The organism is Bacillus sp. FSL R5-0512 (assembly GCF_038593295.1).
GTDB classification, from domain to species: Bacteria; Bacillota; Bacilli; order Bacillales; family Bacillaceae; genus Bacillus; species Bacillus safensis.
The window spans coordinates 709,685-731,994 of record NZ_CP151982.1; the positions used below are offsets into that span (position 1 = coordinate 709,685).

Genomic DNA, 22,310 nt, shown 5'->3' on the forward strand with positions numbered 1-22,310 from the left:
TCCTCCCTTCATTTATCTGTTTTCTGTTTTTTGCATTCTTCTCATTTTATTCATAAGGTGAACTATAAAACAATAGCAAATTGTCATGATTTAGAAAAAAAGAGACACAAGCATTTGATTGAGCTTGTGTCTCTAAAGAGTTATTTGTAAAAAGAAGCAATCACAGGCTTCATTTTTTGAACGACGAGTCCACTGCCGCCGCGGTTTTTCACTCCTTCGATCATGCCGACGAGGACATAATCTTCTTTTTTAGGATTAAACGCAAGTAAAAATCCATTTTCGGTGCCGTCTGTTGCACCTTGTTTGCTTTTTAACTCTGCCGTTCCCGTTTTAGCGGCAATATCCGCTCCTTCGATTTGTAAGGAGTGGGCTGTTCCGTTTGGACTGGTCACGACCTTAGTCAATGCATCTTTCACTGTGTTTGCCGAGCCTTCTTTGATGATTTGTTTTGGTGAAGCTGTTTTTTCATCTTGAATCACTCGAGGATAGACAAGCTTGCCTCCTGTAGCAAATGGAGAATAGGCATGTACTTGTTCAATCGGTGACATGAGTAATTCGCCTTGCCCATACGCCGAGTCAGCCAGTAAGATATCCGATTGAATGCCATCGTTCGATACTTGTGCAGGTTTCATTGTAAATGGCATGTGTAAATCTTCGCCAAATCCAAATGTTTTCACTTTTTTCTCGTAGGTGTCTTTGCCTATTTCGAGTGCTTCCTGTCCAAAATAAATATTGTCTGAGTACACAAGGGCATCGACCATATTTACTTTTTCTTTATCGTGAACCCGGGTGATGCGATAATTTCCCCAAGATTGATCCTTTTGCCATTTCAGTCCGTGAATGGTGCGCACTTTGTCAGGCTTTGTGACACCTGTTTCCAGCCCAATGGCGGCTGTAATGGTTTTGAATGTGGACCCTGGTGCATACCGGCTCGCATATCGAGCTTGGAATGGAAGGTCTGGATTTTCACTGTATGCCTGATATTGCTTAGGTGTAATCCCGTTTGTCATGAGATTGACATCGTAGGAAGGGGTGCTGACAAGTGCTAATAGATCACCTGATGATGGATTCATGATCGTGACGGCCCCTTTTTCACCTTTCAGCTGATCATAGGCTTTTTTCTGTAAAGAAGCATCAATCGTCAGCTTCACTGTTTTTCCATCTTTTCGAGCTGATTTTTGCAATGTTTCTTCAATGCCTGTTTCATCATGGACGATGAGAATGCTTCCGCCATCTTGTCCGCGTAAGTTTTTGTCAAATGTGAATTCAAGGCCGGTTTTGCCGATGATTTGATCCGCCTTTAATGCTGGATTTCTTTTGATATCATCCGCATTTGCTTTTCCTACATATCCGGTGAGATGAGCGGCGGCTTTGTTATATGGGTAGTAGCGCATTTCCTTTGATTGATAGGTAACGCCATTGACGTCCTTTGGAATTGGCTTTTGTTTTAACATCGATTTGAGCGGGACAAACGTGTCGTCTGTGACCCATGCTTGTTTCAGCTGATTGTTGATTAGTTCTTCCTCTATATCAAAAGCTTGGCTGATTTTTTTGATATTGCGTTCTTTTTCTTCTCCTGTTCCGAGCTTGCCCGGGATGATGCCAAGTGCGTTTCCACCAGTTGTTTCTGCCAGCGTACGTCCTTTGCGGTCGACAATGTTTCCGCGGACAGCAGGGTCTGATTTGACCTTGATGGTATCTCCTTTTTCCATTTGCGGGAAGATGAGATTTGGTTTCCAGTCCACTTTCCACTTGTCATCTTCTTCGGAGAGAATGCCCTTGTAAGACAGCTTATGCAGCTTGCCAAGAGACGTTTTCATCGTTACATCATAGGAGAATTGATACCCATTTCCTTTGTCCTGTTTTTCAACGTTGAGCTTTGATATGTTCAGATCATAAGCTCCAATGCCGTTGAAAATATTGTCGTATTTTTCGGCTAGTTGTTTTTTTGAAAAGTCATTGGCTTTCAAAGATGCACTTGTCACCTCATCTGCCAGCTTCGTAAAGTCTTTCTTCTCCATATGTTTCGTAAAGCTTTGAGCGGCTTTTAAAGCCTCTTTTTCTTTTGAGAAAAGAGTATCTTTTAAGAAAAAGAAAGCAGCAGCAACTACGATGATGCTAAGAAGAGGGATGATGACTTTTTTCTGTTTCCAAAATGATTTTTTTTGACCCGTATACAATGAAAACACCTCAATTTTTGATTAGATCCTCTATATTTTACAGTGATTGGTCGTGATTTGTATAGTTTCTCATAGAAACCTAGCTAAATAGATAAGAAAAACGACCTGTGATTTATCGTTTAGGATACCCAATTTTATTAATAATATCTAAGTCCTCTATTGAAGAAAAAGGTGAAATCATTTATGGTACAGACCTAGCCCTGTATTACTCACAGTAAAAAGACAAATTTAAAATTCTTAAAAGATACGTAGCTAGATATCAGAAGATAATCCTTACAGCCAATTCTTAATTTACATTTATGGCGGGTGTAAGCCAATTAGAACGTGATATTATCCAATGCTTAAGGTCTGCTTGAAATACCATGATGCAGTAAAGCTTTATAAAGAGGAAAATAAAATTGTAAATCAAATGTGTGAAATGACAAATCTGTGTAAAGCTTCAATTAGAAAGATATCGGAAAGAAATTGATGAGTTATACCAAAAATCACAAGTATATCATCGGAAATAAAACTCATATAAAGGTGGAATTATATGCCTAAAGTAGACAATTTGTTATCCATTTTATGGATGCTTCGTTCGGATAAAAAAATAACTGCAAAACAAATTTCAGAAAAGTTAGAGATGAATATAAGAACTGTGTATCGTTATATTGATACACTTTCAACGAGTGGTGTACCTATTATTTCAGAACCAGGACATAACGGTGGATATAGTTTATTGAACAATTTTATAGAGGCCCCTCTATTTTTTGATTTTGAGGAGATGACTTCACTATTTCACGCTGCTGTTTTTGCAGAAGAAGCCGGATATTATGGAGATGAAGCGCTAAAAAGGGCCATTTCAAAACTTAGTAAACACTCAAATCAAGAGCAAGAAACAAAGGTAAACCAACATATAACTAGTCTTGAAGTAATAAGTCGAACCCCTTCAATCTCTTTGGAACCTTCTTTAAAGAAGTTGGAAAAGGCCATAGCAGACGCATACACGGTGAAAATTCTTTACAATAAAAGTGGAGAAAAGCAATTACATCATAGGTGTGTGGATCCATACAGAATAATCTATTGGAATAATAAGTGGTATGTGATTGGATTTTGTCATCTTAGGAATGATATGCGTAGTTTTAGAGTAGATCGAATTGAAAGTCTAATGCTGACAGTAAATCATTTTGACCAGAAAGAAAATTTTTCAGCACGTGACTTTTTTATAAACAGTCTCCTACCAACTTTAGAAGATAAGGAAGAGATTATTTCTTTGGTGATTCATGGGGATAAAAATGTATTGGCTGATATTTGCCAACATTGGTTTTTAGGACATTATTTACAAGAACGGACTTCAGATCAAGCAGTTTTTCTTCTTCCAAAAGATATGATACATACATATGTACCTTATTTACTTTTACCTTATAATAAATCTATTAAAGTTGTTGAGCCAATTAGTCTTAAGAAAAGAGTTATTGAAGTTTTGTCGGATTTAATAAAATTTTACCAAGTATGATAACTTCCCTGACGTTAACTGTCAGGGAAGTTATTTTATAATAGCTATATCAATTGTGAATGGAAGGTGATTGGATGCAAACAAAAAAAGTTTATCTATATGTATTTGATACGATGTCTGACTGGGAATATGGATATTTAATCGCTGAACTAAACTCAGGTAGATATTTCAAAAAAGATTTAGCACCTTTAAGAGTAATTACAGTAGGAGTTAATAAAGAAATAAAGACTACTATGGGAGGTTTGAGCATAAAACCAGATATTTCCCTTGAAGAATGTAATCTTGAGAGCAAAGATCTTTTGATTTTACCAGGAGGGACGACTTGGGGTGAAAAAATTCACCAACCTATCTTGGGAAGAATTGGTCAAGCTTTAGAGCTTGGCACAATTGTTGCTGCAATTTGTGGTGCAACTGACGGGCTCGCGAATATGGGATACTTAAATACTAGAAGGCATACAAGTAATAACTTAGAATATACTAAAATGGTTTGTCCTAACTATAAAGGAGAGAAGTTCTATGAGTTGGCACCTGCGGTATCTGATGCGAATTTAGTTACTGCATCAGGAATAGCTCCTTTAGAATTTGCAATGGAAGTGCTGAAAAAAATAGAAGTATTTGCACCAGATGCCTTACATTCTTGGTATAACCTGAATAAGACACATCAATCTGAATATTTCTTCCGATTGATGAATTCAATAAATAAATGAGGTAACGGAAAAAGCTCAATTTCACTACTTTGATTTGTAGAGAAGTGGAGCTTTTTATTTTGGACTTGTCTTATCGTTTGTGATACTGCCCCGATTGTACTAAAAAGCCGAGCACATTAAGAAGATGAAGGCTTTGATCGAATCGAGACAACCGGTGTTTTTGTTTCTTTTGGCTTCGGTGTTTGTGTTGATTTTTTGATGCATGTGTCCTTTGGCGTGTAATAGGTTGCCCCAATATTGAGCCTGCCTTGAAGCTGGTCAATAGAAAGCTCCCCAAATTCTAAATGGTAATCAATTTTGTCCACGCGCAGGGATTCGATATGGATGTGTGTATCCTCTGAGACAGGAGCAGCTGGTGCAGACATTTTTTGCTCAAGAGCGGCGAGTCTTTTTTCTAGCTCAATGACAGATGGGGATGGATTGGATTCAATTTTTTTAAAGAGTGATTGAATGAAATGTTTCAAGTAGACCACAACCTTTTCTTCCGCCTTACTCTAGTCTATGGAAAAGCTGCCCCGTATATACTTATAGAGATGACAAGAAAGGGGAGACGCATATGCTGCCTACTCAGATTCACATTGCCCATATGAAAACGAATTCGATTGGCACAGGATCATCTATGACGTTTGGCTCGACGTTTGTTCGCAATCATTGCAGTACGATCAAACGAAACAATGGCTTTGGGGAACAGAATGCTGATGGCGTGATCACGATCCTGCCAATTGAAACAATTGATGATCGTGATCAAATAGACGCAGTGAGTATCAATATTCGTCATCTATGATGATAGCCGTCGCTTTTCCTTCATCCTTTTGCAGGCGGATGTAAAGTACACCGTCTTTAAAGGCAGCATTCATTTGACCAAGAATCATTTCTGGAAGGCGGATTTTCTTTTCAAACGGACCATACTTCCCTTGCTTTTGGCGAAAGTCCTGTTCGTTAAAAAAGGAAAAACGCTGTCCTTTCACAACCAAATATTCACCATATGATAACACCTGAACATCTTCCTTTCGGTAGCCAGGCAAGTAAATTAAGTATTGAATTTCTGCATGGGTTTCCACCATGTCGATTGGAGGAAACGACGCATCTGATCCCCGCTGATCCTGCTGTGTGAATGTAAATGGAGATGGACCGTTTGCCATAAAGGGGGATCTTTGCTCATCATCGAAGATCATTTTCCAAAAATCATCTCCATGCATTTGCTGGGCAATATCCATCCACTGCTTCATTTTTTCGAAGTCCATGTGAAGACCTCCCGTTAACATACTTGATGGGTGCTTGCATATACCTATAAAAAGGAGGTTTATCTGTGGTTCAACCAACTCCGTATATCAATATTAATATTTTCATGTTAAAAATTAATTCCTTTGAAAATGCGTCGGCGGTGAATGTCGGACAAAATTTGTTAGCAGAGTGGCAAAACTCAGATAAAAAAAATCAGGGTTACGGGCAGAATTTTGGAGATGCCAGCGGTTTTGTCGGTACAAAAAGCCATGTAGATGATCGAGATCAAGTGGACTCACCTGCCTCTTTTTCACCAGCAGCTAAACCCATTCAAAGGAAGTGACGTGTGATGTTATTCTCACCCTCAGTCGTCAATGTCGGTGCTTTTAAAATCAATGCAATGGATCGGGGTGCATCACTGACGCTAGGACCTTATCAGCAGATTGATTATTTTCTCTCAATGAAAATGAACCAAGGTTTTGGTGAGGACAATGGAGATTGTTCACCGCTTGTCATTCCGATTTCAAGCGTGCTAGATCCAGATATGGTGGACTCAAATTCAGTCAAAAACAGCGTGATTTAAGCAAAAAAAGAGACCGGGAATCCCCGTGTCTCTTTTCTAATGTGTTTCATTAAGATGGCTTTTTCGTCTTGCATAGGTGAAATAGACAACAACACCGATGACGATCCAGATGAGGAAGGCTCTCCATGTTTCCCATTTCAGTGTGAAAGCCAAGATCATACAAATGACCGCACTAATGATAGGAAGGACAGGGACAAAGGGTACTTTAAACGCTGTATTCATATTCGGATGTTTTTTCCGGAGTACGATCACAGCGATAGAGATCACCGTAAAGGCCGCAAGTGTACCGATGCTGACTAAATTAGCAAGTGTTGATAAGTTGACGAATCCAACGATACAGGCCGCAACAGCGCCTGTCAGCCAAGTGTTGGCAACCGGTGTCTTAGATTTCGGATGAACGTTTGAAAAGATTTTCGGCATGAGCCCATCTCGGCTCATGGCAAAGGTTAAACGAACCTGAGCGTAGACAAGTGCAATTAACACTGTCGTAATCCCGATAATAGCACCTGCGGATATAATGCCAGCGACACTATTCAGGCCAACCACTTGAAGAGCAAATGCGACAGGATCACTGACATTCAGCTTCGTATAGTGAACCATGCCAGTTAAGACGAATGAAACCCCGATATATAAAATCGTACAAACACCGAGCGCACCGATGATTCCAATTGGCATCGCCTTTTGCGGGTTTTTAACTTCTTCAGATGCATTAGCGATTGCATCAAATCCAAGGTAAGCAAAAAAGACAGTTGCCGCTCCAGCAATCACGCCATGGAAGCCCATTGGCATAAACGGTGTCCAGTTTTCAGGTTTGACGTAAGCAAAGCCTGAAATGATAAAGAGAAGGACGATGGCAATTTTGATCAGCACAATAATGTTATTCAGCTTTGTGCTTTCTTTGACGCCTCTTGAGACGATAAAGGTGATGAGCAAAATAATGAGTGCGCCTGGAAGGTTAAAGACGGCCCCGTCAGCGGCTCCAGGTGCAGCTGATAAAGCCTTCGGTATGTGCAGGCCAAATCCGCTGAGCAGTGATTGAAAATATGATGACCATCCACTTGCTACAGCAGAGAGCGCAATGACATATTCAAGCATGAGATCCCAGCCCATTAAAAAGGCGAGAAATTCTCCAAGTGTTGCGTAGGAATACGTATAAACGCTTCCTGACACAGGAATGGAAGAGGAGAATTCAGCGTAGCAAAAAGCAGCAAGGGCGCATGCAATCGCAGCCAAAATAAAAGATATAATAATCGCAGGTCCCGCATCATTTGCCGCAGCAACCCCCGTAATGACAAAGATTCCAGTCCCGACCACACAGCCAATGCCAAGCAAGATTAAATCAAACGTATTTAACGAACGGCTGAGCCGCTTTGTTTGACTTTCAAGCATGAGCTGGTCGAGAGATTTTTTTCTAAATAAAGAAATCATGTTGACCTCCTAATGGATAAATCTTTTCGTAAGACGAATGTTAGTATATGCGCAAATGACAATTTAGTCAATTGGTTGAAAAACGCTTTAAATCACTAAAGTGTTAAACGTCACAACCGAATAAGTGTATAAAAAGAGACATCCGCCGTGAGATCGAAGGCGGATGTGGTGTCAGACGATCTATGTCTGATCAGCAAATATTTTTTCATTGTACAGCACACTTGGATGAGTCGGATGATGGGCGGAGGAGGCATGGTGATGTATTTTGGCTTGCTCCAGTTCACCGAGCTGATAATAACAGTAGCAAAGCTGAAGGTGAGGATACCATGTTTTATATTGTGTAAGTGTGAAGGCTGTTTCGTTTTCAGGAGCCTTCAGCGCCTGCTCATACCAAAAGATGGCTGCCTGATGTTTATTTTGTATTTTTAAATGATCCCCGATCCGGCAGCAAAATTCTGGCCGGGGCTGATCATATAAGAAGGATCGTAATAAGGAGGATAAGGCCGCTTCCTCAAAGCCTGCCGCATAATAGCAGTCCGCTAAATATTGGCATGTGCGAATTTCATCCTCAATCCAGCACTGTTTTGTGTTTAAAAATTCATGATAAAAACGAATCGCTCTGACATGCTGCCCATTGTCTCTTAATTCATTGGCAAAATAAAAGAGATCACGGGGCGTCATGTCCTCTCCTTTTGCCAGCATGTCTTCATAAATTCGCAAGTTGCGCCCAGGCTCACCAGCAGTTGTTTTCTTGCGTTTTTGATGTGTGACGGCGATATCTGCTGGAAGGATGTTTCCATACACTTGAAGAAACTCATGAACGGCCCCGTACCACTGAAAGTTTAAGGAACGCTTCACAAGGCGATTTCTTCTATATTTGAAATTGACTTGACCGCTTTCATCGAAGCCCACATGATAAAACATCGAAACGGCATCCACTGAGGGATCAAGTGTCTGCTTGAGTTGAAGCAGTTTTTGGCGGTCTTCTTCAAGCAGAACATCGTCAGCATCGAGCCATAAAATATACTCTTTCGCTGCATGTGAGAAAGCAAAGTTACGTGCTTTTGCAAAATGCTGCACCCATTCAAAATCCAGCACCTTTGCTGAAAAGGAATGAGCGATCTCTTTTGTTTGATCTGTTGATCCCGTATCAACGATGATTATCTCATCGACAATGTCTTGAACAGAAGAAAGGCATTCCGCCAGCACTTCCTCTTCATTTTTCACAATCATACATAAGCTAATGGTTATCATCTTTAGATCACCTCTTCATAGTGTATCGAGCATCAAAAGGAAACATTCTTTTCAGCAGCGGGTTTTTTAAAACTAGTTTTCTGCTACTGGCTGATTTAAAATAAAGGAAGAATCTATGTAAGGGCTGATAAAATGAGTTTATTGAATGTTGAAGGATTATATAAAACCTATGGCGAGAAAACGCTGTTTGATCATATTTCGTTTCATATAGAACCGAAGGAACGCATCGGATTGATTGGACCAAATGGTACAGGGAAGTCAACACTTCTAAAGGTCATCGCGGGACTTGAATCGTTTGAGGAAGGTGACATCACGAAAGCAGGGACACTTGATATCGAATTTCTTGAGCAAGATCCTGAAATGACTGGAAATGAAACGATTCTTGACTACATTTTTTCTGGAACGGCACCAATGATTCAAACGATGAAGGCGTATGAACAGGCACTCGCCGATTTAGAGCATGACCCGCAAAATGAGGCAAAACAAGAGGCGCTGATGCGCATGCAAAATCGAATGGATCAGGAAGATGCTTGGGATGCGAACCTTTCAGCTAAAACGATTTTGACAAAGCTTGGCGTGAAAGATGTGAGCCGCTCTGTACATGCATTATCTGGCGGACAGAAAAAACGTGTCGCCATTGCTAAAAATTTAATTCAGCCTGCAGGTTTGCTGATTTTAGATGAGCCAACCAACCACCTTGATAATGCCACCATTGAATGGCTTGAAGGATATTTGAGTCAATACAGCGGTGCTGTCATCCTCGTGACGCACGATCGTTATTTCTTAAACCGGGTGGCCAATCGGATTTATGAGTTAAATCAAGGGCAGCTTTATACGTATAAAGGAAATTATGAAGTCTTTTTAGAAAAAAGAGCGGAGCGGGAAGCAGAGGCTCAGGTGAAAGAAACGAAGCGTCAAAACTTGCTTAGACGAGAGCTTGCATGGCTGAGACGAGGAGCAAAAGCAAGAACGACAAAGCAGAAAGCACGTATCGGCAGAGTCGAAGAGCTGAAAGATCAAAAAGGACCTGATGCGAAGGGAGAGCTTGATTTTGCCATCGGCTCGCACCGCTTGGGGAAACAAGTGATAGAGGCAGAAGACTTATCAATTTCATTTGCTGGCCAGACCCTTGTGGAGCGGTTTACAGATTTAGTCGTGCCGGGTGATCGTATCGGATTCATCGGACCGAATGGAGTCGGCAAAACCACTCTGCTGAACTGTCTAGCGGGTAAGATTGAACCGACCTCAGGACAATTGACCATTGGACAAACCGTTCGTATTGGCTATTACACGCAGGATCACAAGGAAATGAATGATGAGCTGACCATCATTGAGTATATCAAGGAAACAGCTGAAATCGTCAAGACGTCTGATGGCGTTATTGTCACAGCAGAGCAGATGCTGGAGAGGTTCCTTTTTCCAAGATCGATGCAGCGGACGTATATTCGTAAGCTGTCAGGGGGAGAACGCCGCAGATTGTATTTATTGAAGGTCTTAATGGAAGAGCCGAATGTTCTCTTTTTAGATGAGCCGACGAACGACCTTGATACAGAGACCCTCAGTATTTTAGAGGATTATTTAGAGCAGTTCCCTGGCGTCGTCATCACCGTGTCCCATGATCGTTATTTCTTAGACCGAGTGGTTCACCGTCTGCTTGTATTTGAAGGAAATGGGCGCGTTTCACACTTCCAAGGTGCTTACAGCGATTATATGGAACAGGAAAAAGAGCAGAAGCGGACAGAGACAAAGCCTGCTGAGAAACAAGTAGAAGCCGCACCTAAAAAGAGAAAAAAACTTTCTTATAAAGATCAGCTTGAATGGGACGGGATTGAAGACCGGATACAGGCATTAGAGGAAAAACATCAGCAGCTCGAAACCAGCATTGTAGAAGCAGGAAGTGATTTTGGAAAAATTCAAGAGCTGATGGACGAACAAAAAGCCGTTGCGGAAGAACTAGAACAAGCAATGGACCGCTGGACAGAATTGTCGCTTATGATTGAGGAATTGAATGAATAAAGATGTGGAAATAAAAAACCTGTAGAATCGCTCTACAGGTTTTTTTGATAGGAGCATTTGGCATACGCATCATGCTGGTGAATGGATTCCTCATTACGGCACTCGATTTGAAAGCTTTTAATCCATGGCTGCTCATATAATTCGATGGCAATTAATCTTGTGATATCTTCTACAAAGCGCGGATTTTCATAAGCCTCTTCCGTCACTTTCTTTTCATCAGGTCTTTTGAGCACGGGATAAAGCGGTGCGCTCGCATTGGACTCGATGATATGTAAAAGAGCGGCCTTGATATCGTCAGGATGCGATGCTTGTTCAAATAACCCTACTTGAATGGAAACAGATCCGCGCTGATTATGTGCACCATATTCACTGATTTCTTTGGAACAAGGACATAATGTCGTGACCTGTGCATCGCAGCCAACGTGACAGGTCCATCCGTCCTTTTCATGAAAATGGACGTCATATTGGACAGTCGCATGCATCAAGCCTGACTGACCGGTGACTGGGCTCTGTTTTTCCATGTACCATGGAAAGGCAACTTGAACGGAAGCAGAGGGCTGATCCATTTTCCGGGCGAGCGCTGCCGTCCATTCTTTTAGGGCATTCACATTAAGCGGCTTGCTGCTCTCATAAAACGAGTGCAGCTGTTCAGTGAGCCGGCTCATATGAATGCCTTTTTGATGAGCTGGCAGGGAAGTACTCAGTGTAAATTCAGCTGTAGTTGTCTGGCGATGTGGTGCTGTTTTAGATACGATATGCACCGGATAGGACATGCGGCAGATCCCGACTTGTTCAAGATGAAAATAAAAGTTTTGCTCTGTTTTTTGAATGTCCGTCATGTCCTCTTTTTGCCAAGGCTTTGTGCCAAGACTTGGCGGTACAGATCCGAATAGCTGATGCCGTTCTTCTTTAGATGGAAATGAGCGCATATAGTACCTCCTTTAAATCGTAATTATTCCTATTTATTTTGCGATAAAACACGAAGGAAATCAAGGGTTAAAACTTTGACGTTTACGTTAAGGTTATAAAGGTGTATAATAAAACATGAATTGATGAGCAGGAGGCACTGGTGATGGAATGGATGAAAATTGATCAAGTGGCGAAAAGAAGCGGACTGACAAAACGGACGATTCGTTTCTATGAAGAGATTGGTTTATTATCAGCACCAAAGCGGACAGAGGGCGGAGTCAGACTTTACTCAGAGGACGACATGGAAGAGCTAGAGAAAGTGATGCAGGCAAAAGAGGTACTCGGCTTTTCTTTACAGGAGCTTCAATCGTTTATGGAAATCGGAAAGCAGCTAGAGCTGAATAAAGAAGGCTACTTGCTGTCGCTTGATCCGAAGGAACGATTAGAGAAGCTGTTAGATATTGAGGCGCAGCTGACTGTGCAGCATCAATTGATTTCAAAAAAGCTTGAAACCATTCAATCCTTTAAAAAGGATCTTGAAGCGATGAAAGAAAGAGCGGCTCATGCAATTGAGCAATTACAAAAATAAACACCTCTGCGTGTTTATTTCAGCGTGTAGACAAACCCTCGCATTCTTTGTCAGTCCTGCGCGCTGGTGCTCACGAATGTCAAATTCGCTCCGCGCCAGTGCTCGTTCTTCCTAGACTGCAAAAGGTTTTCTATCACGCTGAAAAGAAGACAAAGGGCTAAAATAAACATCATTTTAGCCCTTTGTCAACAATCTGATTAAACACCTCTGCGTGTTTATTTTATTTTGTCAACATTTGAAGGAAAGGTTCTGATGGAATGAAGGAAGAAGAAGTGTTGAAACAGCGTACAAGTCTGCTTAGGCAGCCAAAAGCCGTTTGGGCTGTTGCCTTTGCATGTGTGATTTCGTTTATGGGAATAGGACTCGTCGACCCGATCCTGCCAGCCATTGCATCGCAATTACACGCATCTCCAAGCCAGGTGTCTCTTTTATTTACAAGCTACTTACTTGTGACCGGCTTTGTGATGTTTTTTACCGGTTTTATTTCTAGCCGGATTGGTGCGAAATGGACGTTATTAGTAGGACTCATTTTTATTATTGTTTTTTCTGCTTTAGGAGGTACTTCGTCAACGATTAATGAATTAATTGGCTTTAGAGGCGGATGGGGCATCGGGAATGCTTTATTTATTTCAACTGCACTCTCTGTCATTGTCGGTGTGTCTGTTGGAGGAAGTGCGAAGGCCATTATTTTATACGAGGCAGCACTAGGTCTTGGGATATCGGTTGGACCGCTGCTTGGCGGTGAGCTTGGAACAATTTCTTGGCGCGGGCCTTTCTTTGGCGTTGCCGTGTTAATGCTTATCGCTCTTTTAGCGATTACCTTTATGCTTCCACCTATGCAAAAGCCTGAGAAAAAAGTGAAATTATTTGAGGCTGTCGGGGCGTTAAAATATAAAGGACTTTTAACGATGGCATCTGCCGCTTTCTTATATAATTTTGGTTTCTTTGTGCTTTTAGCGTATTCACCATTTGTGCTCCATCTTGATGAGCATGGACTTGGTTATGTCTTTTTTGGTTGGGGGCTATTTTTGGCTGTGACCTCCGTCTTCTCCGCGCCGGTCATTCATCGCAAACTTGGGACATTGACCTCGCTGGTGGTTTTGTTTGCTTCGTTTGCTGTGATTTTATTCGGCATTGGAATATGGACGTCTCATGTTGTGGTCGTGATCTGCGGAATTGTCATTGCTGGGGGAATTCTCGGTATGATCAATACGGTGCTCACGACAGCTGTGATGGGGTCAGCACCGGTTGAACGTTCAATTGCTTCATCCTCTTACAGTGCTGTACGGTTTATTGGGGGCGCGATCGCTCCTTGGATTGCCGGAGTTCTCGCTGAATCCTATACAGCAAGTACACCTTACTATGTCGGGGCTGGTGTTGTTCTTCTAGGCATGATTATTCTGCTCCTTGGACGTAAGCATTTGGTGAATATCCAAGCAGGTCATTAATTAGAAAAAAGCCTTATATCTGCAAAAGATATAAGGCTTTTTTGTCGTTATAATACTTTTGTCGTCCAAGATTCGCAATTCCATGTTTCAGTTGCCACATCTTGATAAAATTCAGGCTCGTGAGAAATCAATAAGACGCTGCCTTTATATTCTTTTAAGGCGCGTTTTAGTTCTTCTTTTGCATCGACATCTAAATGGTTTGTCGGCTCATCGAGAACAAGTAAGTTGGTTTCTTCGTTGATCAGCTTGCAAAGACGGACCTTTGCTTTTTCTCCTCCGCTTAATACAGACACACGGCTTTCAATATGTTTTGTCGTTAATCCGCATTTTGCAAGAGCGGCTCTGACTTCATATTGCGTGTAAGAAGGGAAGGTGCTCCATACTTCTTCAATACAAGTATTGCTGTTTTGCTCTTTTACTTCTTGCTCAAAGTAGCCAATATGCAAGAATTCTCCACGTTCCACCTCACCAGAAATAGGTGTGATTTCCCCAAGAAGACTTCGGAGCAGCGTCGTTTTTCCGATACCATTAGCACCGTACAGCGCAATTTTTTGCCCGCGTTCCATTTTCAAATTCAATGGGCGGGAGAGCGGTTCATCATAACCGATGACCAAATCTTTCGTTTCAAAAATCAGTTTCCCAGACGTACGTGCCGGTTTAAAGTGAAATTCTGGTTTTGGCTTTTCTGCTGCCAGTTCAATCATATCCATCTTATCCAGTTTCTTTTGACGGGACATCGCCATATTTCTTGTGCTGACACGTGCTTTGTTTCTTGCGACAAAATCCTTTAGTTCAGCCACTTCCTGCTGCTGTCTTTTATAGGCTGCTTCAAGCTGCTGCTTTTTGACTTCGTACACTTGTTTAAATTGATCATAATCACCAACATAGCGCGTGAGCTCTTGATTTTCAACATGATAAATCAAGTTAATAACACTGTTTAAAAACGGAATATCATGTGAAATGAGGATAAACGCATTTTCATATTCCTGTAAATAACGCTTCAGCCACTCAATATGCTGCTCATCCAAATAGTTGGTCGGCTCATCGAGAAGGAGAATTTCTGGCTTCTCTAACAGCAATTTTGCTAGCAGGACCTTCGTACGCTGACCGCCGCTGAGCTCCGTCACATCACGGTCCAGTCCAAGATCCGTTAAGCCAAGACCTCTTGCAATCTCCTCGACCTTAGAATCAATGATATAGAAATCATTGTTTGTCAGTGCGTCCTGAATGACGCCAACTTCCTCTAACAGCTTTTCCAGCTCATCAGGATCGGCTTCACCCATTTTGCCATAAATGTCATTCATTGCGGCTTCCATGGAGAATAAATAATGGAATGCATCCTGAAGGACTTCACGGATCGTTCTTCCCTTTTCTAGCACGGTATGCTGATCAAGGTAGCCGACACGGACATTTTTCGCCCATTCGACTTTTCCTGCATCTGGCTCCAGCTTGCCAGTAATAATATTCATAAACGTTGACTTTCCTTCACCGTTGGCGCCGATTAAGCCGACATGCTCGCCTTTTAATAAACGGAAGGACACTTCGTGGAAAATGGCTCTGTCGCCAAAGCCATGACTTAAATCTTTAACAGATAATATCATTTTTTACACCTCAAATAGATTCAAAACGGCTAGTGCCTCTCATGATTATATCGAACTGTCCGGCTCGATAAAAGCATCAAAAGAAAAATTGCGTTTCAAAGCTGATTTTGAGATACTAAAGGATAGATTGAATGAGGATAAAGGAGATCGACATGACGGAAAATTGGGCATTTTTGAAAGAAGCAAAGCCATTTATTCAGGAAAACTTTCAAGCGGCTGGCTTCGAAAAACCAACAGCTATACAAGAAAAAACAGCAGAGTGGATTACGGAGAAGCGTGATGTGATCGCAGAATCGCCAACTGGAACGGGGAAGACACTTGCGTATGTTCTGCCGCTTTTAAATAAAATTGATGTCAATATTAAGCATCCGCAAGTCTTAATCTTGGCACCTTCAAGAGAGCTTGTGATGCAAATCTTTGATGTCGTGCAAGAGTTCAAACAAGGATCAGACATCAAAGCGGTTTCCTTGATTGGTGGAGCGAACATCAAGAAGCAGCAAGAAAAACTAAAGAAACATCCGAACATCGTTGTGGCGACACCTGGCCGAGTACAAGAATTAATCAAAATCAAGAAACTGAAAATGCATGAAGTCAAAACGATTGTATTAGACGAAGCAGATCAGCTTCTTGTGCCAGAGCATATGAAAACGATCCAAGGGATCATTAAGTCTACATTAAAAGAAAGACAAATCCTTTGTTTTTCTGCAACGTTGAAAGAAGAAACCGTTCAGCTGATCAAAGAAATGACATCTGAACCAGAAGTATTGAAAATTGCTAGAAGCGAGGAAGAAGCGCAGAAAGTGGGTCACTATTATCTGTTATGTGATCAGCGTGACAAAGTGAAACTGCTGCAAAAGCTATCACGGCTTGAGGACATGCAGGCGCTCGTTTTTGTGCGTGACATTACGAACTTAAGCATTTATGCAGAGAAATTAGCGTACCATCATGTCGACCTTGGTGTCCTTCATAGTGAAGCAAAAAAAGCTGAACGTGCTGTGATCTTGAAATCATTTGAACAGCGTGAATTCCCGCTCCTCCTTGCAACAGATATTGCAGCAAGAGGAATCGATATTGATGATCTGCCATATGTGATTCATGCAGATATGCCAAATGAAGAGGGCTACATCCACCGTTCAGGCAGAACCGGACGAGCAGGCAAAGAAGGCGCAGTCATCAGTCTTGTCACACCTCAAGAGCAATCAATGCTGAAAAAAATGGCGAAAAAGCTGAATCTTTCGCTTGAAGAAATTGTGTATAAGCAAGGCCAGCTGCACCTTGCGCCCAAGCAGGCATAAGAAAAGGACCCTCCACATGGAGGGTCCTTTTTTGTTATGAAATTTTGACAAGCTGTTTTCCGACATTTTCTCCTTTGAATAGTCCAAGGAATGCGTCAGGAATGTTGTCAAAGCCTTCTATGATTGTTTCTTTATATGTGAGTTTGTCTTCTTTTACCCATTGTGCGAGATCCTTCGCTGCCTCTTCAAAACGGTCTGAATAGTTGGCAACGATGAAGCCTTGCATCAATGCGCTTGTTTTGATGAGTTTTGTTTGCACACGCGGTCCGATGTCCTCGCTTGCGCTAATATTATAAGAAGAAATGGCGCCGCACACTGGAATGCGTGCAAAACGGTTTAAATGATTCATCACCGCATCTGAAATCTCGCCGCCTACATTGTCAAAATACACATCAACGCCGTTAGGGCAGGCTTTTGCAATGGCATCATCTAAATCATTTGTTGTTTTATAATTAATCGTTTCATCAAAGCCCAATTCTTTTAAATAAGCGAGTTTATCGTCAGATCCGGCAATTCCCACGACGTGTGCGCCTTTGATCTTAGCGATTTGTCCCACAACAGAACCAACGGCACCTGCTGCTCCAGAAATGACAACCGTCTCGCCTTCTTTTGGCTGGCCAATCGCAAGCAGGCCGAAGTAAGCGGTTTGCCCTGGCATGCCCAAAATCCCTAAATAATAGGACAATGGCGCAATGGACGGATCAATTTTAGTCAGAGATTCAGCTTTGGCAGTGGAGTATTCTTGCCATCCAAGGAATCCAAGGACAAAATCACCCTTTTCAAATTGAGGCGATTTCGACTCAACGACTTCTCCGACAACACCGCCCTGAATCACTTCATTTAGCTTGAACGGAGGTGTATAGGATTTTGTATCCTGCATTCGCCCTCTCATATAAGGATCTACAGAAACATATTTCGTTTGAATCAAGACCTCCCCATCTTGCGGCACAGGTATATCGACTGTTTCAAAATGAAAAACATCTTTTGTAGGTAATCCTTTAGGACGTTTAGCTAATTGAATTTGCTTTTGTTGACTCATGTCAAATCCTCCCTTTCACTTACAGCCTAGATTTACATTAACATGATGCTTCTTTTCGTTCAAAACATACGGTCTTTTCAAAACACATACAAAAAAGCAGCCGCCATCTTATCGAAGGGGACTACTTTTTCTGAAAAGATACAGAGAGGAGCGGCGGGAGACAGCCAAACAGCTGATACACATCCGCATCACGTTCTTTTAACAAATATTCGTTTGCATTTTGCATGGAGGCTTTCATCATATCGCGCGTCACAAAAGGAAAAAGGATATTCAAGTATGAGGACAACATGTCTTGTGGATCTTGTTCAATTGACTCGATATCTCCAATGTTAATAATGATGGAAAAGAGATAATCAATTGAGATGTGAAAGTGCTGTTCGGCAAACAATGTAAGCGGCTTTGTATTTGCTTCTTCAGGATTCCACTTTTGAAAAAGCTGTTTCACCAAATCACTGACAACCCAAGCATTAAACTGCTGCTCCGCTGAAAAGTAATACATCAGCTCTCCCTCATTTCTAGCCTCCAGTATAAGAATTGTACAACAAATCAACAGGATTGAACATAATAATTCAGAAAATTTAGTCATTTTTACAGGATTTTTGTCAAAAATAAGTCGATAGACATAGTACGTCTTTCAAGAAAATTGGATGTGCTCGTGGAAGGTTTAATGTCAAAAGTGACGGGTAAAAGATTCGTAAGACGTTAAAGGAGGAATATAAAATGAAACCTGTTGTAAGAGAGTATTCAAATGATGAAACACTTCAAAAAGATGTAGAGCAATTAAAGGCACTCGGTGTTGCAAGAGAGGACATTTATGTTCTGTCCCATGACGATGATCGAACAGAGCGTATTGCAAATAATGCAGATGCCAATACGATTGGCTCAAGAGAAGTTGGACTCAAACATGCGGTTGGAAACATCTTTAGTAAAAAGGGTGATGAGCTCCGCAATAAAATTCATGAAATTGGTTTCTCAAAAGAAGAAGCTGAGACATTTGAAGAACATTTAGACGAAGGGAAAGTCCTTCTCTTTGTCACAGATCATGAAAAAGTGAAAAACTGGGCGTAAACGCCAACCGAAAAAGCCAACCGAAAAAGCCTCTTACAAAAGTAAGGGGCTTTTTTTCATGCTTCCATGTCTGAAAGAGAGACATATATCTTTTTTACGATAATAAGTAAATACAGAAGTATGGAATAAATAGTAAACTCTCTAATTGAAAATGCCGTTATACCAATGAAAATCATGGAAAATCAAAAAAAATAGTCGAAATATCACAAAAAACCATTCGGGAAATAATCATTGTATCTTTCTAGTTTGATTTAAAATTAAATAAAAAACTTGTGTAATTTAGTAGATAAATTTCTTAGTTCTATTGGTTTAAGTTGTATTTTTGTGTAGAAATAAGTGTTTTAAGGTCAAAAAACCACGAAAAATACCTGTATTTTCAATTAGAAAATTCATTTTAATGTTTAGGAAATAATTTGTTGACAAAATAAACTAAAAACAATATATTTGGCTTAATCCAGTCATTATGGAATTAGTTGTTAAATTTCTGGCGGGTTTATTCCAAGCATAATCTAGTGAAAGGAGGTGGCAAGAACAAAGGCGTAAGCGCCTCTTAGATACAAAAATGTCTACTAGAACAGAACAAATCGTCGTTTACTTGAAGAAAAAATGATCGCCATTCTAAACAGTAGATTCATCTTTCTACTAAAAGCATAGTGTAAGAGATTGAAAAAGACGTTAAGTCCTTATAAAAAAGAGAAAGCGGTTTCACTAAGAAATGTGAGTTGATCGAACGGTAAAGGAGGTGAACTCATATGAAAAAAAGAGAGAACAAGCTGAGGCGATGCGGCCCTCGAACGGCTGCATATGAGGATGAATGCTGAAAAAGAAGAGTGAACATGTGGGGTGCTTCTCTCCTTTTTCAGAAAAACAGATTTTCCTAAAAAATCCATCTTTCATTTTAACATAAGGTTTTTGGCTTGAAAACCACCTTTGCCCGAAAAGAAGATTGTGAATTGAAGGAGGTTTCATGATGAAAAAGGCTTTGTACCATGAAGACAGCGGATTGTATTTAGAAAAGATGCGCATGGCATTCCAAGAGCATTATGAGCAAAGAACAGATATGTGGTCTACTGATCCATCCTTAACAGACGCAGCAGTGATGTCATTAAAGGCATGGCGTTCAAGGGAAAAGAATGCACTTGCTTCTGTGCTGGATATCGGGTGCGGCAACGGCCGTGCACTAGAACATTTAAGCGGGCTTTCCGGATATGTCGGTATCGACCTGTATGAGCATGAGGAGTGGGAAGGGTTACAGAAAAGAGAAACAGTTCCTGTCCATTTTGTTCATCAAGATTTTATGTCATGGTCCATGGATCAGGGACGCGGGATGCAGTTTGATTTAATTTTAGATCATGGCTGCTTTCATCATCAACATCCTGATGATCATGAACGTTATTTAAAACAGGTCTCTTCTTTACTTCATGAAGGCGGTGTCTTTTCACTTGTTGTCTGGGGAGAACAGTGGAAAACAGGATTAATCGGAGAAGATGGCCGTTTCCATTTTTCATTTTCAGATTCTCAGCTTGGCGAAAAAATTTGTACATCAGGTCTTGAGCTTGTATCCATATCACCGTTACAAGCGAAGGCCGGAATAAGCCAGCATCATGTCATTGCCGTCAAAATCTAGTACAAAGGTGAGTGATTCAAAGCTAGCAGAGGTGTTCATGGGAAGAAAGAGCGTCTATCAATCAAGGGCGTTTGCTGCTCTGACAGAAAATAAAGCATATGAACCAAGATTTCTGCTCCTTTGTACTGGAAAAGGACAAGGTCTAAAGCGATGAGAGACACTGCACATCCATTTCTTTCTGCGGGAGCACACAAGCTGAGGGAGTGCGTACACATATTCATCACTCCATCACTGCGCTATGGGAGTCGATTTGGGTGCAGTGATGAATAGGGGGGAGACAAATGAACAAGTTTGTAGATGAATTACAATCAATGATTCATCATTTTACCTTTCAAGAAAAACACTATTTGCTCGTGGGGCCTGTGAATCTGCCAATTTCCATTCAACATGAAGAAGTGCCATTTAAGTGGTATGCCTTCGCGCCTGTTGAACGGGATACAAAACCAACGATCGAATCTATTGTCCAAATGAGTACCGCGCAGCAAACCTTTTCCTCTTGTCTCTTATTTGGCGACTTTGAAAATGAACGGCCGCCGCTTGTGCGAATCCATAGTGTCTGCCAAACAGGGGATGTGTTTGGGTCACTGAAATGTGATTGTGGTCCACAGCTTGCATTATCGCTGAAGAAAATCACCGATTACGGAAAAGGCATGCTTGTGTATATGGCCAATCAAGAAGGTCGGTCTATTGGGCTGATGGCAAAAGCGTTGACGTATAAATTACAGGAGATGCAGCTGGATACTTTTGAAGCCAACCGCCTGATCGGCTGCGGGGATGATGATCGGCATTACGAGGAAGCAGCAGCTGTTTTGCACTATTTAAACAAAGGGAAACCATTGCATTTACTAACAAACAATCCAGATAAAGTCGATTCTATTGCAGCTTACGGTCTTCCTGTTTTGCGGTTTGATCATACGGTCGAAGCCTCTCTCTACAATGAAGCCTATTTAAAGGCAAAAGCAGCCTCAGGGCATATGGTCGATGAGAAGAAATTAATTAATCAATAGACGAGTTTATTGAAAGAAGGCGGGAGAAAAACGTGAAACCTGATATCAATTGGATTCAAATCCCAAGCGGCTATGCAACGATTGGAAGTAATGAAGAAGATATGAAAAAGGCAGCAGAATTCTGGAAGGACAAGCTGCTCAATCCAACCTACGGCCGTGAGAAAAAATTTCAAAAATGGCTGTACAAAGAATTTCCATCCTATCAGCCGTATATCAACGAATTTTTTATCTCAGATACGGTCGTCAGCAATGAATTGTATCAAAGCTATTGTGATGAAACAGGCCAGACATACCCGGAGAGTTTAACGAACGAAGAGCTTGGCGGGGGAAAAGATCATCCAGCTTGGGGCATGGACATTGAGGAAGCCTTCTCGTTCTGTCAGTGGCTGAGCGGGAAACTTGGGATTGATGTTTCAATTCCTACTGAAGAAGAATGGGAGTATGCTGCCCGGGGAAACACGAGAAATCAATACCCGTGGGGAGATGAGTTTGATCCTTCTTACTGCAATACGCACGAATCAAATATTGAAAAAACGACCCCTGTCCGTCATTACGAAAAGGGCCGATCCTTATTTGGTCTTTATGATATGGGAGGCAACGTCGAGGAATGGGTCAACACCAAATATCATGTATATGAAGGCGGCATCGAGGTCGTCGATGATTTAACGGAAACACTCGGAAATGATTACTACATTTTAAAGGGCGGCTCCTTCGCAAGAGGCGGAGATTTATGCAGAGTCGCAAGAAGACACGGGAAGCACCCAGATCCCGTTTTTCGATTTACTGGTTTTCGTTTAGTGACTCGTCAAAAACAACATATAAAGGTGGGAGTGTAAAACC

The 22,310-nt window shown here is 41.4% G+C and carries 22 protein-coding genes and 1 pseudogene; 14 read left to right on the plus strand and 9 right to left on the minus strand.

Annotation, left to right across the window (positions count from 1 at the left end; all coding sequences use genetic code 11):
- Positions 1-140 precede the first annotated feature (140 nt).
- Positions 141-2,180 (minus strand): penicillin-binding transpeptidase domain-containing protein, encoded by a 2,040-nt coding sequence (locus NSQ25_RS03505; RefSeq protein ID WP_081124075.1) that lies wholly within the window; start codon positions 2,178-2,180, stop codon positions 141-143.
- Between the two features lie 216 nt (positions 2,181-2,396).
- Between NSQ25_RS03505 and NSQ25_RS03510 the strand changes: the two are divergent.
- From NSQ25_RS03510 to NSQ25_RS03520, 3 genes and pseudogenes are all read left to right on the plus strand, one after another.
- A pseudogene (locus NSQ25_RS03510) lies at positions 2,397-2,649 on the plus strand (recombinase family protein); the annotation flags it as partial.
- A 63-nt stretch (positions 2,650-2,712) separates the two neighbouring features.
- Entirely contained in the window at positions 2,713-3,675 is a 963-nt protein-coding gene (locus NSQ25_RS03515) for a YafY family protein (protein ID WP_046314053.1), read from the plus strand.
- Between the two features lie 74 nt (positions 3,676-3,749).
- Positions 3,750-4,382: a type 1 glutamine amidotransferase family protein gene (locus NSQ25_RS03520; RefSeq protein WP_034282747.1), complete on the plus strand. Its 633-nt coding sequence runs from the start codon at positions 3,750-3,752 to the stop codon at positions 4,380-4,382.
- Between the two features lie 116 nt (positions 4,383-4,498).
- Here the strand turns inward: NSQ25_RS03520 and NSQ25_RS03525 are convergent, their stop codons facing one another.
- A complete protein-coding gene (locus NSQ25_RS03525; protein WP_046314051.1) occupies positions 4,499-4,846 on the minus strand; it encodes a hypothetical protein in 348 nt (115 codons plus the stop codon).
- Positions 4,847-4,938: 92 nt separating this feature from the next.
- Between NSQ25_RS03525 and NSQ25_RS03530 the strand changes: the two genes are divergently transcribed.
- Positions 4,939-5,166, plus strand: a complete 228-nt coding sequence (locus NSQ25_RS03530; protein WP_039177063.1) for a hypothetical protein — start codon at positions 4,939-4,941, stop codon at positions 5,164-5,166.
- Here NSQ25_RS03530 and NSQ25_RS03535 read toward each other — a convergent pair.
- Positions 5,147-5,626, minus strand: coding sequence for an Hsp20/alpha crystallin family protein (locus NSQ25_RS03535; protein ID WP_024424582.1), 480 nt, complete (start codon positions 5,624-5,626; stop codon positions 5,147-5,149). The two genes, NSQ25_RS03530 and NSQ25_RS03535, sit on opposite strands and share 20 nt — an antisense overlap.
- Positions 5,627-5,691: 65 nt before the next feature.
- Here NSQ25_RS03535 and NSQ25_RS03540 point away from each other — a divergent pair, with 65 nt between their 5' ends.
- Both NSQ25_RS03540 and NSQ25_RS03545 read left to right on the plus strand, forming a co-directional pair.
- Positions 5,692-5,949: a hypothetical protein gene (locus NSQ25_RS03540; protein WP_003213975.1), complete on the plus strand. Its 258-nt coding sequence runs from the start codon at positions 5,692-5,694 to the stop codon at positions 5,947-5,949.
- Between the two features lie 6 nt (positions 5,950-5,955).
- Complete coding sequence (locus tag NSQ25_RS03545) at positions 5,956-6,189, plus strand: hypothetical protein (protein WP_034282744.1); 234 nt, start codon at positions 5,956-5,958, stop codon at positions 6,187-6,189.
- A 36-nt stretch (positions 6,190-6,225) separates the two neighbouring features.
- Here the strand turns inward: NSQ25_RS03545 and NSQ25_RS03550 are convergent, their stop codons facing one another.
- Both NSQ25_RS03550 and NSQ25_RS03555 read right to left on the minus strand, forming a co-directional pair.
- On the minus strand, positions 6,226-7,617 hold the full coding sequence (locus NSQ25_RS03550; RefSeq protein ID WP_326136717.1) for an amino acid permease: 1,392 nt from the start codon (positions 7,615-7,617) through the stop codon (positions 6,226-6,228).
- A 180-nt stretch (positions 7,618-7,797) separates the two neighbouring features.
- Positions 7,798-8,871 (minus strand): glycosyltransferase family 2 protein, encoded by a 1,074-nt coding sequence (locus tag NSQ25_RS03555; protein ID WP_326136716.1) that lies wholly within the window; start codon positions 8,869-8,871, stop codon positions 7,798-7,800.
- A 132-nt stretch (positions 8,872-9,003) separates the two neighbouring features.
- Here NSQ25_RS03555 and NSQ25_RS03560 point away from each other — a divergent pair, with 132 nt between their 5' ends.
- Entirely contained in the window at positions 9,004-10,887 is a 1,884-nt protein-coding gene (locus NSQ25_RS03560; protein WP_024426648.1) for an ABC-F family ATP-binding cassette domain-containing protein, read from the plus strand.
- Between the two features lie 32 nt (positions 10,888-10,919).
- On the opposite strand, the gene folE2 is transcribed toward NSQ25_RS03560, so the two are convergent.
- On the minus strand, positions 10,920-11,816 hold the full coding sequence (gene folE2, locus NSQ25_RS03565; protein WP_326136715.1) for a GTP cyclohydrolase FolE2: 897 nt from the start codon (positions 11,814-11,816) through the stop codon (positions 10,920-10,922).
- Positions 11,817-11,959: 143 nt separating this feature from the next.
- Between folE2 and NSQ25_RS03570 the strand changes: the two genes are divergently transcribed.
- Both NSQ25_RS03570 and NSQ25_RS03575 read left to right on the plus strand, forming a co-directional pair.
- Positions 11,960-12,385: a MerR family transcriptional regulator gene (locus NSQ25_RS03570; RefSeq protein WP_024424586.1), complete on the plus strand. Its 426-nt coding sequence runs from the start codon at positions 11,960-11,962 to the stop codon at positions 12,383-12,385.
- A 257-nt stretch (positions 12,386-12,642) separates the two neighbouring features.
- Positions 12,643-13,833, plus strand: a complete 1,191-nt coding sequence (locus tag NSQ25_RS03575; RefSeq protein WP_034282738.1) for an MFS transporter — start codon at positions 12,643-12,645, stop codon at positions 13,831-13,833.
- A gap of 47 nt (positions 13,834-13,880) precedes the next feature.
- On the opposite strand, the gene NSQ25_RS03580 is transcribed toward NSQ25_RS03575, so the two are convergent.
- A complete protein-coding gene (locus tag NSQ25_RS03580) occupies positions 13,881-15,434 on the minus strand; it encodes an ABC-F family ATP-binding cassette domain-containing protein (protein WP_024426645.1) in 1,554 nt (517 codons plus the stop codon).
- A gap of 152 nt (positions 15,435-15,586) precedes the next feature.
- On the opposite strand from NSQ25_RS03580, the gene NSQ25_RS03585 reads away from it, so the two are divergent.
- Entirely contained in the window at positions 15,587-16,729 is a 1,143-nt protein-coding gene (locus NSQ25_RS03585; protein WP_024426644.1) for a DEAD/DEAH box helicase, read from the plus strand.
- A 34-nt stretch (positions 16,730-16,763) separates the two neighbouring features.
- Here the strand turns inward: NSQ25_RS03585 and NSQ25_RS03590 are convergent, their stop codons facing one another.
- On the minus strand, positions 16,764-17,768 hold the full coding sequence (locus NSQ25_RS03590; RefSeq protein WP_034282733.1) for an NADP-dependent oxidoreductase: 1,005 nt from the start codon (positions 17,766-17,768) through the stop codon (positions 16,764-16,766).
- Positions 17,769-17,889: 121 nt separating this feature from the next.
- Complete coding sequence (locus NSQ25_RS03595) at positions 17,890-18,267, minus strand: YfmB family protein (RefSeq protein WP_024426642.1); 378 nt, start codon at positions 18,265-18,267, stop codon at positions 17,890-17,892.
- Between the two features lie 221 nt (positions 18,268-18,488).
- Here NSQ25_RS03595 and NSQ25_RS03600 point away from each other — a divergent pair, with 221 nt between their 5' ends.
- The 4 genes from NSQ25_RS03600 to NSQ25_RS03615 all read left to right on the plus strand — a co-directional run bounded on the left by NSQ25_RS03600 (position 18,489) and on the right by NSQ25_RS03615 (position 22,306).
- Complete coding sequence (locus NSQ25_RS03600) at positions 18,489-18,836, plus strand: general stress protein (RefSeq protein WP_034282732.1); 348 nt, start codon at positions 18,489-18,491, stop codon at positions 18,834-18,836.
- Positions 18,837-19,806: 970 nt separating this feature from the next.
- On the plus strand, positions 19,807-20,463 hold the full coding sequence (locus NSQ25_RS03605; RefSeq protein WP_034282731.1) for a methyltransferase domain-containing protein: 657 nt from the start codon (positions 19,807-19,809) through the stop codon (positions 20,461-20,463).
- Between the two features lie 281 nt (positions 20,464-20,744).
- The gene (locus tag NSQ25_RS03610) at positions 20,745-21,470 is read left to right on the plus strand and encodes a GTP cyclohydrolase II (RefSeq protein WP_034282729.1); all 726 of its coding nucleotides are present in this window, start codon (positions 20,745-20,747) and stop codon (positions 21,468-21,470) included.
- A 32-nt stretch (positions 21,471-21,502) separates the two neighbouring features.
- Complete coding sequence (locus NSQ25_RS03615) at positions 21,503-22,306, plus strand: SUMF1/EgtB/PvdO family nonheme iron enzyme (RefSeq protein WP_034282727.1); 804 nt, start codon at positions 21,503-21,505, stop codon at positions 22,304-22,306.
- Positions 22,307-22,310 lie beyond the last annotated feature (4 nt).